Below are 14,529 nucleotides of genomic sequence, written 5' to 3' on the forward strand. Positions count from 1 at the left end.
GCCGGCTCGACACAGTACGACGGGCGCCGCCGACGACGCGACGGCACCCGGCAGACAAGCGGAAGGAAGCGAATCACGTGCGCATACGACAGCCGGGGCGGCGGACCGGCCCCGTGGACGTCCCCCGCACACCCCCCTCACCGTCCCACCCCGTTCCGCGCCGGCGTCCGGCCACCGAGCGAGCCGCGGCCTGAGAACATGACCGTCCTCGGCACACGCGCCCTCAACCGCGCCACCCTCGCCCGCCAGTACCTGCTCGGGCGCGCGGACACCTCCGTCCACGACGCCGTGGCGCACCTGTGCGGAATGCAGGCGCAGGAACCCCAGGAACCCTTCATCGGCCTGTGGTCCCGGCTGCACGCCTTCCGACCGCGGGACCTGGACGACGCGCTGACAGGCCGCCAGGTCGTGCGCACCCACCTGATGCGCCGCACCGTCCACCTCGTCACCGCCGGCGACGCGCTGGCCTGGCGAGCCCGCCACGACACCATGCTGCGCCAGCGGGTGATGGCCACCTACCGGCGCGAACTCGCGGGCATCGACGTGGAGGAGGTCGCCGCGGCAGGCCGAGCGGTCATGGCCGACCAGCAGCCCCGCACCATGGCCGCACTCGTCGAGGCACTCGAAGGCCGCTGGCCCACGCCCCCGCGCCGTGTCCTGGGCGAACTGCTCGTCGCGGCCCTCGTCCCGATGGTCCAGCTCCCGCCCCGAGGCCTGTGGCGCACCAGGGCCGGCGTCCGCAACCTGCCCCTGGCCACCTGGCTCGGGTGCGACATCGACCCGCTCTCCCCCGACGAGAGCGACCCGGCCGGGCAGCAACTGGTACGGCGCTACCTCGCCGCCCACGGGCCCGCCGCCACCGCCGACCTCCGTTCCTGGTGCGGCCTCGCCGGACTTCCCGCCGCGGTCGAGGCCGTCCGCGAGGAGCTCGTCGCCTTCCGCGACGAACGCGGCCGGGTCCTTCTCGACCTTCCCGACGCACCGCGCCCGCACCCGGACACTCCCGCACCCGTCCGGTTCCTGCCGGCCTTCGACAACGTGATCCTCGGCTACCACGACCGCAGCCGCATCATCGACGACGCCCACCTCGGCCTGTCCGTCGCCGGCCGACGAGCCGTCCTCGTCGACGGACGCGTCGCCGCCACCTGGACCGTGCACGACGAAGAGCTCGCCATCACCCCACTCCGCCCACTCTCCGGCCCGGAGCGAGAAGCCGTCCACGCCGAAGCCCTGGCCCTGACCACTTTCCTGGACGAGGGCGTCGAGCGCGTACGCATCACCGCGGACAGCGGCTGAGCCACTGGTCCGGCGTACGGACGACGGAACAGCCGATGTCGTGTGGTGAACGGCCGGCGAAAATCCGTTGCCCAGGGTTATGCCGTGAGGTACGAGCGCCTTAACGTCCCCGTCATGCCTGACGTTTCCCGCCGCAAGGTTCTCGGCACCCTCGCCGGTGGAGCCGGCCTCTCCCTCCTGCCCCCCTCGCTGCACCGGGCCATGGCCGCGCCGATGCCGCGCGGCGGCCTGCGTGCCGTCGAGCATGTGATCGTCCTGATGCAGGAGAACCGCTCCTTCGACAACTACTTCGGCGCCCTCAAGGGGGTGCGCGGTTTCAGCGACCGGACGCCCCTGCGGCTGCCCTCGGGAGCCGATGTCTTCCGGCAGCCGCGGCCCGGCGGCGGCGAGGTCCTGCCGTTCTCGGCCCGCCGGGCGGCGCTCGACGCGGGCCGCCCGGAAAGCGACATCCAGTATCTGGGTTCGCTCCCGCACGCCTTCCGCGACGCCGTCCAGGCCCGGGGGAACGGCTGGTGGAACGACTGGGTCGCCGCCAAGACCCAGAGCACCATGGCCTTCTACGACCGGCGTGACATCCCGCTCCAGTACGAACTGGCCGACCGCTTCACCATCTGCGACTCCTACTTCTGCTCGGTCTACGGCTCGACCAACCCCAACCGCAACTACCTGTGGACCGGCACCACCGGTTACGAGCCGGACGGTGTCAACCGGGCCCTCACCAACGCCGCCTACGACCACCGCCACGCCGGATACAGCTGGACCACGTACCCGGAGCGCCTGGAGGCCGCGGGCGTCGACTGGCAGATCTACCAGGAGTGGGACAACTTCACCGACAACGCGGTGGAATACTTCCGGCCGTGGAAGGAGATCGGCCGGAAGATCCTCTCCGCGGTCGGCGGACAGTACTCCACCACCGAGCAGTTCTACGACAGCCTGTGGGCCAGGACCCCGGAGCAGCGCAGGGCCGCGCTGGCCGAGTTCCAGCGGGGCGTCGACGCGCTGACCGAGGCCGAACGCCGGCTGTTCCTGCGGGGCGCCTACCGTTCCGAGCCGGACACCCTCGTCCGGCGGATCCGGTCCGACATCGACAAGGGGACACTGCCGGCGGTCAGTTGGATCGTTCCGACGGCGGCGCTGTCCGAACACCCCAGCAGCTCCACCCCCGTCGGCAGCGCCAACCTGGTCTACGACCTCCTCGACGCCCTCGCGAGCGACCCGGACACCTGGTCGAAGACGGTGCTTTTCATCAACTTCGACGAGAACGACGGCTACTTCGACCATGTGCCGGCGCCGGTCGCGCCGCGGCCGGCCTCAGGAAGCGACGACGACTGGTCCGGCGGGAGCCCGGTCGGCCCCGGCCCGCGCGTGCCGATGACGATCGTGTCGCCCTGGACGGTGGGCGGCTTCGTCAGCTCGCAGGCGTTCGACCACACCTCGGTCATCCGGTTCCTGGAGAAGTGGACCGGCGTCCACGAGCCCAACATCAGCGCCTGGCGCCGCAGCGTGTTCGGTGACCTGACCGCCGCCTTCGACTTCCACCGCACCTACCGGCAGCCCCGGGTCGAGCAGCCGCGTCCCGTACCGGACGCGGTCGGCCGCTGGAACCCCGTACCGCCGGGTGAGCAGTCGCTCCCGGAACAGGAGGCCGGCACGCGCCGCACGCGTCCCTCCCCCTACCGGCTGTCCCTGCGCTCCGACGTCACCCGCACCGGCGTCCGCCTCCGCCTCGGCAACGACAGTGCCGACGCCGCGGTCTGGTTCTCCGCCTACCCCGGCGACGGCACCGCCCCGCACACCTGGACGGTCCCCGCGCGCGGAAGAGCCGACCACACGGTCGAGTACGGCGCCGACGGCTACGACCTGCAGGTGCACGGGCCGGGCTGGTCCGTGTGGGAGCTGCGGGGCACCGGCGTGGGCGCCGAGGCGTACCTCCCCGAACGCCAGGGCGCCGGCCAGGTGAGTGTCGTCTGCTCCAACCCCTCCACCCGCACCCGCAGGCTCCTCGTCGGCGAGTCGGTCCACGCCCACAGGCACGGCGACCGTGTGCGCGCCGTCACCCTCAGACCCGGCACGTCCCGCACGGTGCGGCTCGGCCTGCCGGACCACGGCTGGTACGACATCGTGGTCGTCGACCGGGACGACCCGATGTTCCTGCGCCGCATGACCGGCCGCCGGTCCCACAACAGGCCCGGCGTCACCGACCCGGCGACCGGCACGCCCCCGGCGCTGACCGCGGCCATCGGCCTGCCCGAGCCCCAGCCCTCCCTGGACACGCCCTTCGCGCAGGGCAACCCGACCGATGTCGTCGTCACCGTACGCAACGACGGCCAAGACCGGCTCGAAGGGCTCTTCGTCGCGCTGACCGCCCCCTCCGGCTGGACGGTCGAACGACCCGGCACCGCCCCCGCAACCCTCGCGGCCGGCGACTCGGCCGATGTGCGCTTCACGGTCACGCCCGCCCGGAACGCCACCGCCGGCCGACTGGTCGTCGCCGCACACGCCCAGGGCGACGGTCTGCTCAGGCTCGCCGACGCCCGCGCGCAGGTCCGGGTCGTCCCCGCCCTGAGCGTCACGCTGACCGGTCCGGCGAGCTCACCCGGCACCGACGGCGCCGTCCTGTCGCCGGGCCGGGCGGCCACCGTGACGGCCACCGTCGTCAACGCGGCCGGCACGCCCCTCACGGACCTGGCCGTCACGCCGGCCCTGCCGCAGGGCTGGCAGGCCACTCCCCAGGGCACCGCGCCGACGTCGGTTCCGGCACGCTCGAACGTGACCCTGGCCTGGGACGTCGTCGCGCCCGTCACGGCGGCCCGCGTCTCCGACACGCTCACGGCGACCGTCACGGCGATGCCGGGCGGCAGCGGTACGGAGGTATCCGCGTCCCTGCCCGTCAGAACAGGCCCCGTCATGACCGGTCACCTCCTCGCGGAGGACTTCGAGTCCGCCGCCCCCGCGCTCGCCCCGGCCGCCGATCTCAGCCGCCCCGGGCTGCTCGGCTGGACCCGGACCGCCCCCGAGGGCTGGACGGTCACCAACGCGCCGGACATGCCGCAGGGCACGCGGGAGTTGCAGGGCTGGACGTTCATGACCAAGCAGTTCTGGTTCCCCGCCGGGCAGGACCGCCCCGGCTTCACCCGCGCCCTCGGCGTCGTCGCCGTCAGCGACCCCGACGACTGGGACGACAACGGGGGCCCGTCCGGCCGGGGCCGGTTCGACTCGACCCTGACCAGCCCGGCGGTGGCCGTCCCGCCCGGCACCCCCACCCTGCACCTGGGCTTCGACTCCCACTACCGGCAGGAGAGCCCGCAGGAGGCCGAAGTCACCGTCGAGTTCGATTCCGGCGGCACGGTGCGGCTGCTCCACTACAGCGGCGCGACCTCCGGGAACACCAACCAGGGCCGGGACCAGGAGAACCGCCTCGTCCGGCTCTCCTGCCCCGTCCCGGCCGGGGCCACCTCGGCGAAGGTCGCCTTCCGGATCTTCAACGCGGGCAACAACTGGTACTGGGCGATCGACAACGTCCGCCTGGGCACGGCCCCGATCACCGACGCCTGACCCGCCCACGCGGCCGCCGAGGACGGGACGGGAGGTGGGACAGGGCAGCACCCCCGTACCGCAGAGGATTCGCGTCACGGGGCGACGGTTCCGAAGTCCGCATTGGTGCCCGTCGCCCCTCTGACGTACCGCATCCTCTTCCGCCCGGTCGGCCTCGACGCCGGGTACGCGCGCCGGCTCGTGGCGGGAGCTCGCGACGGGCGTGTCCGACAACTGATCCTGTAGCGGGACGGGCTGAGCCGGGGAAGCCGGCGGGGATGCGGTCGGGCAGCATCGCGCCCGGACGTATGACCGGCGGCGGTACCCCCGCCGGCGGTGCAGCGGGTGCGTGGTCCGCGGGCTCGAGCCACGCCGCGGGGCCGTTTCGGGCCCCGATCGGGCACCGGTGGGACCTGGCGGCCCGGGGCGCCGAGCGGGAACTCAGCAACGGCCCCGGGCGCCGGCCCGGTGCGCTCAGGAACGGCCGCCGTCCCCCGGCCGGTGCGTCACACGGATCTTGGACTGGCCGTGCCCGAGGTCCTCCCAGTCCTCCATGAAGCGCGCCGCGAGGCCGTGCTCGGCGGCCAGGGCGATCAGCGTCTCGGTCCGGTAGTAGAAGTCCTCCCGCAGCACATGATGCTCCTCGCCCTCTGTCCGGTCGAAGGTGAAGTCGAACCAGCCACCCGGCGCCAGAACGCGGCCGATGTGGGCGAAGCACTCCTCGATCACCGGTAGCGGGGAGTGCGAGAACACGCTGTGCGCGTGCACCACGTCGAAACGGCCCTCCGGCAGGAATCCCAGCGTGAGATCCCGGACCGGCGTCAGCGCGGGCAGCCGGTCCTGAAGGCCCTGGGCCTGGAGGGTGTCCTGTGCGGAGACAAGTATGTCGGGGGAGATGTCGACGCCGTAGTAGTGGCCGGCGTCGAGGTACTCGATGAAGCGCCAGCCCGCCCGCAGGTTGCCGCAGCCGATCTCCAGCATCCGGTGGTCCGGACGCAGCCCGTGGCGCAGTAGGTAGTCGAACTGCATCTGTCCCAGCGCGAGCCAGCGCTCCCGGCTGCGACTGCCCACCGCGGCGTCCGGGTCGCGGCGTGTGTCCGACCGCATGACCGCCCGGTAGTAGGAGACATGGTCCGGCGAGCGGTACCGCAGCCACGCGTCGCGAGCGGTGCGACGCAGGTGGCGCGGCACCCGACCCGGGTGGCGCACTGCGTAGGACAGGCGATGCGTGAAGGAGGCGCGGTTGGCCGTGAGGTTCTTGGGCATGCGGTGCTCGATCTCCGTAGGGGCCGTGCGTGTCCCAGCAGTCTCACCGCTGCGCCGGTCCCGTTCTTCGGACGTACGGCTGGTCCGAGGAGCCGACGGGACTATGCGAAGATCAGCCGATCGGATGACGCGCCTCACGGGGTGCGCTTGTATCTGTGGTGAGACGGGGACGGGCGAGACGACGGGGACACGGTGGAGCGAGACGCCATACGGCCGGACCCCGACGCGCGGTGGCTGACCGCGGCCCTGCACATCGCCTTCGTGCTGCTGCTCGGCGGCGCGATCGCCCGCCTGCTGACCCACGACCGGGGCGATGGCACCCGCACCATTGTGACCCTCGTCCTGTTCCTCCTGTTCGGGGCGCTCTACCTGCTCGGACTGCGGTGGGCGCCCGCGCCGCGGTACGGGGAGCGCCCCGCCACCCGGCATCTGCTGTGGCTGAGCGCGGTGCTCACCGTCTGGATGGTTCTGCTCGCCCTGGAACCGAGCGCCACGTGGTGCACCATGCCGCTGCTGTTCACCGGACTGCACCGTTTGCCGGTGCGGCTCGCGGTGCCGCTCGCCTCCGTGCTCGTCGCCCTCGTGGTGGTCTCCGAACTACGCGTCCTGACCGGCCCGTTCAATCCCAACCTGGTGATCGCCCCGGTCGCCCTCGGTACGGTCGCCACGGCCGTCCTGGTCGACGGCAGACAACTGACCGCCCGGCAGCGCCTGCTCATCGACGACCTGGTGCGCGCCCGCGGCGAACTGGCCGCCACCGAACGGCACGCCGGCATCCTCGCGGAGCGCCAGCGCCTGTCGGCCGAGATCCACGACATCCTCGCGCAGAGCCTGTCCAGCCAGCAGATGCTGCTCCAGGCCGCCGACCGCCGCTGGCACACCTGCCCGGACACCGCGCACGGGCATGTGCGCGACGCCGCCGCGGCAGCCGAGCGTGCGCTCACCGAGGTCCGCCGGTTCGTCCGCGACCTGACACCGCTGGATCTCGCGGAGAACACCCTCGTGCAGGCGCTGCGAGCCCTCGCCGCGCAGGACGGCGGACCGGAACCGGGACCGGCCGTCGAGTTCCGGCTGGACGGTGCCCCCGACGCCCCCGGCTCTCTGCCCGGGCCCGTCGAGACAGCCCTGCTGCGGGTCACCCAGCAGGCGCTGGCCAACGTACGGGAGCACGCCGGGGCGGCCCGGGCCGTCATCACCCTGACCTGTCTGGAGGACCGGATCACAGTGGACATCGCCGACGACGGGCGCGGCTTCGACACGGGCCGGCCGCCTCGCCGGGACCGGGCCTCCTCCCGCGGTCACGGGCTTCCGGGCATGGTCACGAGGGCCCAACAGGCGGGCGGGACGCTCGCGGTCGAGTCGGCGCCCGGTGAGGGGACGGTGGTCACGATGTCCGTGCCGCTCGCCGGGAACGGCGTCGGAAGGCAGGCGTGGTGACCCCGGCCGCCGCTCCCGCAGTGCGTGTACTGCTCTGCGACGACCACTCCGTCGTACGCGCGGGACTGCGCGCCCTGCTATCCAGCACCGGCGGCATCGACGTGGTCGGCGAGGCCGGCAGTGGCGAAGAGGCCCTGGTGATGGCAGCGCGGCTGAGGCCGGACGTGGTGCTCATGGACCTGCAACTGGGCGCCGGCATGGACGGGGTGGCGGCCACCAGCCGGCTGACCGCCCGGAGCGGGCCGGACGGGCCCGCTCCGCGAGTGCTGGTCCTCACGATGTTCGACACCGACGCCGACATATCCCGTGCCGTGGCGGCGGGTGCCACGGGCTATCTGCTCAAGGCCGAGCGGCCGGAGCGGCTGTTCGCGGCCGTCCGGGACGCCGCCGCGGGACGCACCGTGCTGTCGGGGCCGGTCACCGACCGGGTCGTCGCCCGTCTGCGCGCCCCCGGCCCCGCCCTCACCGAGCGCGAGCGCGACATCCTGGGCAGGCTCGCCGAGGGCCTGGGCAACCGGGAGATCGCCCGGGCCCTGTTCCTCAGCGAGGCCACGGTCAAGACCCATCTGGGGCGCGTCTACGCCAAGTTGGGTGTGCGGACCAGGGCGGGCGCGGTGGCGGCCGCGGCCCGCCACCGTCTGCTGCCGTGAACGGCGGCCGGGCTCCGGACGCGCGGAATCGGCGACCGCCGCGCTCACGGGCCTGTGGTCCGCCCGGCGCGGCCGACGGCATTGAACCGAAACTCTTGGAGGGAGTGGGCGTGGGATACGACGGGGTACCGGAAGAGCGCCCTGGGCGTACGCGTGCCGAGCGGGTGACCGAAGGGCTGACCGTCGCCGTGGCGTCGGTCCTCTCGTCGGTCCTGCTGACCGGACCGGCCGTGGTGTTCGGTACCACCGCCTGGCACCTGGCCACCGACCCCGGCACCACCGCGTTCAGCCGGTGGGGTACGCCGGTGCTCTTCCTCGCTCTCGTGGCGCTGCCGCTCGTCCTGGCCCGCGTGGCGTTCCGCGTGGGCCGGCGCAGGGGCAGGGAGCGGCTGACGGCGGCGGTCCCGGCGGTGCTGACACTGCTCGGCGCGTCCGTCGTGCTGTTCGCGGCCCTGTGCCTGGTCGTCGTGTACGCGGACTGACCTCCGGCTACGGCGGTCCGGCCCCGGTGTGCGCCGGGTGGCGTCCCCGTGTCGCGTGTACGGACCGGGCGGCGCCCCGGCCGGGGCGCCGCCCGGTCCCGCCGTCCTTGCCGCCGCGACGCATCCGCTCCGTGCCGGAGCGGGTACGCCGCGGTGCGCGCCCCGCCACCGCCGCCCAGGCGGCCGGCCGCCCGACAAGCGCTGTACGCGGTGAGCCTGCGCTGCGCGGGGCCACGCGGCTGTCCGCCGCGGTCGCTGCCTCCGGGCATGTGGGCGCGGAGCCCCGTACGGCGTCGGCAGCCGGGCGACGGCGAGGCCGCCCGGCTGCCGCGTCGGCGTCAGGGTCAGAGGGTGTCGATGATGAAGACGTCGAGGGCTTGGGTGACGAGGTCGATCGGGTGGGCGAACGACCTGCTGAAGTTCACCGTGCCCCCGTAGAGCATGCCGACCGGGTTCCGCTGGACGAAGTCCAGAGTCCAGACGATCGCCCCGGAATCTCCGGTTTCGCTGAAGGTGCCGAGCGTCCCTTCCACTCCGATCGAGCCGGAGAAGTACGCGTTGCCCCCGGGATAGGCGATCCAGTGGGAGGCGTCCACTTCCCGGACGGTCCCGGCTCTCACTTCCGTGGTCCGCCCGCTCTTGAACACCAGTTGGTCCACCGTGACGGTTCCGGTCGTGGCGCTGATCGGTACCTCGACGGGGCCGAGCACCCCGGTGATCAGGATGTTCGGACTCACGTCCTCGGGTCTGGCCCATGCCGTGGCGGCGTCGGCGATGTTGATGGATCCGTCGAACTTCAGCTCGACGAAGCGCTCCAGCACCGCGATGAGGTCCTGCGGCGCAGAACCTCCGTCGCGTCCGCCGGGCTGGATGATCACGTCACCGAGCGCGGCGTTGTTGTTGTTCGCGAAGACGTGGTTGCAGCCGAGGATGAGGGTCCTCTGATCGCGCGGGAAGGACCGGCCGGTCGCCAGGCAGCCGAACGTGCCCGCCACGGGCAGCGAGGTGGGTGTCCGATGGATCGACACGCCACCGGGCGCGGGACGCCGGTGGAAGTCGTACGCCTGCGTCTCGATGATCCCGGTGACGACGGGTACGACCGTGACCTGCGGGGAAGCGGCGGCGCGGACACCCATCCGTTCGACGATGAGCGACACGAGATCTTCGTCGTTTATCGGCCGGGCCAGGTAGACGTTCAGCGAGGGCTGCCCGGACGGCGCTGCCCTGCCGAGACCGGCCCCCTGGATGTTCGTCGCCTCGGTCAGGTCCTCCACGGACCGGACCGCGCTGCGCTGGTCACCCTGTCCGCTGAGCGTCTCCTCGATCACGGCTCGCGCCTCGAGCAGGTCCTGGGAGAACTCGCCGGTATCGAGGCCGATGTGTTCCCGCGGGCCCTCCAGGTCTCTGATCACCACGTCTTCACCGGAGTGTGCGAAGTCGTCGGGCGGCGGTGCGTCAGGCCTCGGCATGGGACCCTCCGGAAGACGTCGTGCTGAGCCGGCACGAACGGCGGCTAGAGGTGGTCGGGCAGGATGTTCCTGCCGATCCATGTGAGCGTTCCCGGCTCGCTCTGCGGACGCCTGTAGATGCCGGTCCCGGACTTGAACGTCCCGTCGGGGTTCGGAACACAGTCCTCCGGGTACTGCATCCGGAGCTGGACACGCGTTGCCACGTTCTGCCACGGCCCGTCCCTGAGTTCGACCGTGCGTGAGTCCCAGCCGACGATCCTGAATTCACCGGCGCCCACCCCGACCCAGTTGTTCCGCGTGACGATGGCCCAGGTCTTCTTGGTGAAAGGCAGCCACGGGTCGGTCAGTACCAGGAACACCTGCCTCGGTGATCCCGGCGGGGAGTGCATGTCCTCGATCACTATCGTGTGTACGGCCACCGGGACACCTCCCTCGGCGCGGGGCGTGTGCGCCTCTCCCCACCTCACGCGCTACCACGATTTTCCCACGTCCGGGCGCGGCCCGCCTGCCGGACGACGGCCGCGGACACCGGCCCACCAGCTTCTGGCGGGCTTGGGGGCGCTGTCGCCCGTACCCCACTGCCCGGGCGTCCCGCCGATCACGACGGAAGGCCCCGCCAGGGCGGGTCCGACGCGCAGGGCCGTGATCAGCCCGGCGCCGTCACGCAGGAGCCCTTTGACCGTGCTGACCACGCCACGGTCCGGCCGCTCGGCCCGGCTGGTCTTGATCACGGTGGCGGCGCCTTCCCTCGGCGCGAGGGGCACGGTGGGACCAACGGCACGGTCCAGGAGCTGCGGCCTGCTCCCAGCGCGCGGATGCGGGCCCGTGTCCGACCCCGGCCGCCCGCAGGGCCTGTCCCGCACAGGTGCCCACGCGGCAGGCGACCGGACGTTCGGCCATACAGATCGTCACTGCGGCGGCGGGTGCGGGCCGCGTCGGGCAGAGTCCGGGGCGCGGCCGGCCTATGCCGGGAGCACTGCCGTCCGGTCTTCGCGGGCAGAGTGATCGGCTCGGCTTGCTGTACTTCAAGTAACAAGATCACTGTTATGTGCGCCTCGTGCGACCAGGCGAGGCGACCCGCCCGTGCGCCCGTGAACGCGGTGCCCGGACCACCAGGAGGAAGCCGAATGAAGCAGTCATACGACCGCCTGGAGCAGGCGCGCGCGGACTACGAGCACCACCTGCGGACCTGCCGCCAATGCGCGGCGGACGGGGTGAAATGCCCCGCGGCCAAACACCTGAGACGCTTGTACAACAACCTGCTCAGAACGGCGTGACCTCGTCCGGTACTGCGCAGGCCACGCGCGCGTCCGGTCTCGCGGCGAGTACTGCGTCACACTGACTGCCGGTCGCGGGCCAGTCGGCCCGGCACTGCGGATGGTGGCCTTGGGCAGGCCTCGGCAGGGCGGCGGATGTCCAGGGAGTCGCAGTCGGGGGACTGCTCATCGTGGTCGGCCACGACATCGAGCTGCGCGGAGGACGCGAAGCCGATGACGCGGCCCACGACGGCATCCGTCGGCTCCCCCCCATTCGCGCATGCCGTTGATCCGCCGCCGGAGGAGCAGGTCGGTCATGAGATCGGCTCTTTGCCCTCGACGGGCTCTGACCGCGGGAAGGCGTCCGCAATCCCATCAGCGGATGATCGCCGTAGGTTCGCTTCCCCGTGGGTGCGGCGTCCTCCTTGTCCGAGTGCGCGACCAGCAGCACCCCGTCGAGGCCCACGGTCACCGCCCCGCCCGCATCGGGCGCTCCCCGGTCGGCCAACAGCCGCACTCGTTCGCGGACTTCGGCCCGCGCGGCCCGGATGGCCCGCAGGGGGAGCGCGGTGCCGCCGGCGGCCTGGATGTCCTTGACCAGGCTGTCGAGGCGCTTCTTGCGCCGGGCCGGCACGACCACGGTGCGAGTTCGGCGAGGCGCCGAGCGGTGACGGCGCCCATGCCGCTGGAGGCGCCGGAGACGACGGCGACACGGCCGACGAGGGGAGTGCCGGTGAGCAGAGCGGCAGACATCACACAACCTCAATCTCTCCGACCGGGAGGTCTGGATGGTGGGGAGAGCCGGAGTGGTGCGGTGTGCCCGGCCGACCAGGTCGCCCTGCCCGGCCGGGCTGCTGGAGAGGGCCGCGAGTACCCGAAGGTGAAGGCACACGGCGGGATGTCGGGCGTCGTCGGGTGGCCCCGGACGCCGAGTGTTCTCGGCGGTGCGCCGGCCAACCGCTGGCGAAGTACCAGGAGATGGCGAGGCGGGCGGGCCGGCGGTCGACAGCGTCGAGTGTTGAGCCCCGGCCCGCCTTCCTGTCCGTCCTCGGTGGGTCAGATACCACAGGTGGGAGCCGACCAGTACGGCGACGGGTCGAAGGCCACGTGGGTGTGGTCGTTGTGGCCGGGGTAGCCCGGGCCGAGGATCTCCGAGAAGCCGTGAGTCCTGGACTGCTGGGCGAGCCGGCACAGGGACGGCGAGCCGACGAGGTCGGCCGCGTCGCCGTAGAGGTGACGGCTGGTGGCGGAGCCGCCGACGGCGTTGTTGCACGCGCGGGAGCGGAAGCCGCTGGAGATGGTGATCGGCACGTCACCGAGGGCGTGCCGCATCGCCTCCAGCTTCCACATGGTCTTGAGCGCGTTCGACTTGGCGGTGGCCGCGGAGACCGCGCCGCCGGACCAGTCGGAGTTGCACTTGTTGAGTTCGGCGTAGCTGAAGTGGACGGGTGTGCAGTCGGCGTCCTGGAGAGCGTAGATCTTGCTGAAGGTCGCGGGTCCGGCGACCCCGTCCGCACTCAGCCCGTACGCGGCCTGGAACTTCTTGACGGCGGCGGTGGTCCGCGCGCCGTACTGGCCGTCGTAGGAGAGCCGCTCTCCGGAGGTCACCCAGCCGGCGACCCGGATCTGGAGCTGGGTCACGTCGCTGCCGGAGGATCCCTGGGAGAGGGTGCGATTCCAGGTGTAGCAGGAGTCGGCGTGAGCGGTGCCGGCGGTGACGCTCACCCCGACCGCCACGCTGGACGCGAGCATGACAAATGAGAGAATCAGGCGTGACATGCGTCTGAACATCCCGGCCTCCCGACCGTTGAGTCGACAACAACCGGAGCCCAGCGTGCGGCAACGAGCTACGCGCGTCAATGGCGCCCCTGTGAAGCCGAGATGGGCCCTGCCTGCGGAGTTCCCGGTGGGAGACGGTCTACGGGCTTCTCTGGAGGTGGAACCGGGGCGGTGCCCTCACCTGCATCCGTGACCAGCTTCGCCACCGGGTCCGTACCGGCAAGGGCCGCTGCCCCACCTGGTGGCGCTGATCGTCGACTCCCAGTCGGTCAAGCCGCCTCTACCGTCGGTAGCAACAGTCCAGGACGACACGGCGGCAACCGGCCACGGGCGGGCAGTCCAGATCCCACCAGCACAGTCAGCTCAGGTGACTACCGCTGGCGGATCCGCGCCGAGAACTCCGACGGCCCGCCCGCCTGGTCCGCTTGGTGCACGTTCACTATGACCGGCATGACTGCAACGGCACCCAGGCACAGTAATGGGAGCGGCTCATCCCGGCCTGACCTGGAGGGCCGCCCGCCTGTTTCGGTTCCGTGTGGTCGTCGGCGCACGGACATCCTCATGCGGGACCGCCCCGATCCATGCGAAGACCTCGGTCTGTGATGCCGTGATGCCGGGAGACGCCGCCGCCGTGGGCTCCGGCGACGGTGACGGTGATGAACCGGAGCTTTATTACGGGAGTCTGACAGGGGGGTTCCGTCAGTACCTTGGCGGGCCGAGTACGGCTTGGATGAACGCATGATGGGGCCGGCCGGCCGCGGTCGGTCCGCCCGTTGTCTTCCGGAGGTATCGGTGTCTCGTTTGTCCCGCCGTACGGTTGTGCCTGTCCTGCTCGTCCTGACGGTCGTCGCCGGTCTCGGGCTTTTCTGGTTCCAGCCGTGGAAGGCGTTCACGGACACCACCGTGGACGAGGCGCTGTCCGGCGTCTCCGCGCCTGCGTCGAAGGGTGAACCAGCGGTGAAGGACACGGCCGGTATGAACGGTGGGGAGCCGTCGACGAAGGACAGGGGTCCGGTAGACCTTGCCGAAGGCCGCTTCGTGACCCATGAGCACGACACCAGCGGCACTGTCCGCACGATCCGGCTCGCGGACGGCAGTCAGGTGTTGCGGATCGAGGACCTCAAGTCCTCGCAGGGGCCGGACCTGCGGGTCTACCTGTCGACCCGGGACCCCGCCGCGGTGGAAGCGGGGCTCGGGGACGGGGACATCGCTCTCGGGAGGCTCAAGGGGAATCTGGGAAACCAGAACTACACCGTTCCGGCCGGTACTGATCTGTCCCGCTTCCGGAGCGCCGTCATCTGGTGCGAGCGGTTCGCGGTGTCCTTCGGCGCTGCCGGTCTTGCTCCGGTCAAGGGCTGAC

Annotated in this window: 12 protein-coding genes and 1 pseudogene; 7 read left to right on the plus strand and 6 right to left on the minus strand. The window is 71.9% G+C overall.

Annotated features, from left to right (window positions below; genetic code table 11):
• Window positions 1-198 precede the first annotated feature (198 nt).
• Both ACP4IX_RS10880 and ACP4IX_RS10885 read left to right on the plus strand, forming a co-directional pair.
• Window positions 199-1,296, plus strand: a complete 1,098-nt coding sequence (locus ACP4IX_RS10880; RefSeq protein ID WP_426555377.1) for a winged helix DNA-binding domain-containing protein — start codon at window positions 199-201, stop codon at window positions 1,294-1,296.
• Between the two features lie 114 nt (window positions 1,297-1,410).
• The gene (locus tag ACP4IX_RS10885; RefSeq protein ID WP_426555378.1) at window positions 1,411-4,851 is read left to right on the plus strand and encodes a phosphocholine-specific phospholipase C; all 3,441 of its coding nucleotides are present in this window, start codon (window positions 1,411-1,413) and stop codon (window positions 4,849-4,851) included.
• Window positions 4,852-5,304: 453 nt separating this feature from the next.
• On the opposite strand, the gene ACP4IX_RS10890 is transcribed toward ACP4IX_RS10885, so the two are convergent.
• Entirely contained in the window at window positions 5,305-6,096 is a 792-nt protein-coding gene (locus ACP4IX_RS10890; protein ID WP_426555379.1) for a class I SAM-dependent methyltransferase, read from the minus strand.
• Window positions 6,097-6,288: 192 nt separating this feature from the next.
• Here ACP4IX_RS10890 and ACP4IX_RS10895 point away from each other — a divergent pair, with 192 nt between their 5' ends.
• The 3 genes from ACP4IX_RS10895 (at window position 6,289) to ACP4IX_RS10905 (ending at window position 8,665) form a co-directional block, all read left to right on the plus strand.
• On the plus strand, window positions 6,289-7,533 hold the full coding sequence (locus ACP4IX_RS10895) for a sensor histidine kinase (protein ID WP_426523454.1): 1,245 nt from the start codon (window positions 6,289-6,291) through the stop codon (window positions 7,531-7,533).
• A gap of 20 nt (window positions 7,534-7,553) precedes the next feature.
• A complete protein-coding gene (locus ACP4IX_RS10900) occupies window positions 7,554-8,183 on the plus strand; it encodes a response regulator (protein ID WP_426555380.1) in 630 nt (209 codons plus the stop codon).
• 110 nt (window positions 8,184-8,293) lie between these two features.
• Window positions 8,294-8,665, plus strand: coding sequence for a hypothetical protein (locus ACP4IX_RS10905; RefSeq protein WP_426523452.1), 372 nt, complete (start codon window positions 8,294-8,296; stop codon window positions 8,663-8,665).
• A 344-nt stretch (window positions 8,666-9,009) separates the two neighbouring features.
• On the opposite strand, the gene ACP4IX_RS10910 is transcribed toward ACP4IX_RS10905, so the two are convergent.
• The 3 genes from ACP4IX_RS10910 to ACP4IX_RS10920 form a co-directional block, all read right to left on the minus strand.
• The gene (locus tag ACP4IX_RS10910; protein ID WP_426555381.1) at window positions 9,010-10,080 is read right to left on the minus strand and encodes a hypothetical protein; all 1,071 of its coding nucleotides are present in this window, start codon (window positions 10,078-10,080) and stop codon (window positions 9,010-9,012) included.
• A gap of 98 nt (window positions 10,081-10,178) precedes the next feature.
• Window positions 10,179-10,553 carry a hypothetical protein gene (locus ACP4IX_RS10915; RefSeq protein ID WP_426523450.1) on the minus strand — a complete coding sequence of 125 codons (375 nt, stop codon included), beginning with the start codon at window positions 10,551-10,553 and terminating at the stop codon, window positions 10,179-10,181.
• 51 nt (window positions 10,554-10,604) lie between these two features.
• Window positions 10,605-10,865, minus strand: a complete 261-nt coding sequence (locus ACP4IX_RS10920) for a hypothetical protein (protein WP_426555382.1) — start codon at window positions 10,863-10,865, stop codon at window positions 10,605-10,607.
• Window positions 10,866-11,261: 396 nt separating this feature from the next.
• Here ACP4IX_RS10920 and ACP4IX_RS10925 point away from each other — a divergent pair, with 396 nt between their 5' ends.
• A complete protein-coding gene (locus ACP4IX_RS10925; protein WP_426523448.1) occupies window positions 11,262-11,411 on the plus strand; it encodes a hypothetical protein in 150 nt (49 codons plus the stop codon).
• A gap of 351 nt (window positions 11,412-11,762) precedes the next feature.
• Here ACP4IX_RS10925 and ACP4IX_RS10930 read toward each other — a convergent pair.
• Both ACP4IX_RS10930 and ACP4IX_RS10935 read right to left on the minus strand, forming a co-directional pair.
• Window positions 11,763-11,949, minus strand: a pseudogene (locus tag ACP4IX_RS10930) (IS1380 family transposase); the annotation flags it as partial.
• A 497-nt stretch (window positions 11,950-12,446) separates the two neighbouring features.
• Window positions 12,447-13,181 carry a D-Ala-D-Ala carboxypeptidase family metallohydrolase gene (locus ACP4IX_RS10935; RefSeq protein ID WP_426555383.1) on the minus strand — a complete coding sequence of 245 codons (735 nt, stop codon included), beginning with the start codon at window positions 13,179-13,181 and terminating at the stop codon, window positions 12,447-12,449.
• A 726-nt stretch (window positions 13,182-13,907) separates the two neighbouring features.
• On the opposite strand from ACP4IX_RS10935, the gene ACP4IX_RS10940 reads away from it, so the two are divergent.
• On the plus strand, window positions 13,908-14,528 hold the full coding sequence (locus ACP4IX_RS10940; protein ID WP_426555384.1) for a DM13 domain-containing protein: 621 nt from the start codon (window positions 13,908-13,910) through the stop codon (window positions 14,526-14,528).
• Window position 14,529 lies beyond the last annotated feature (1 nt).

The organism is Streptomyces sp. WG5, assembly GCF_049974565.1.
Lineage (GTDB): Bacteria > Actinomycetota > Actinomycetes > Streptomycetales > Streptomycetaceae > Streptomyces.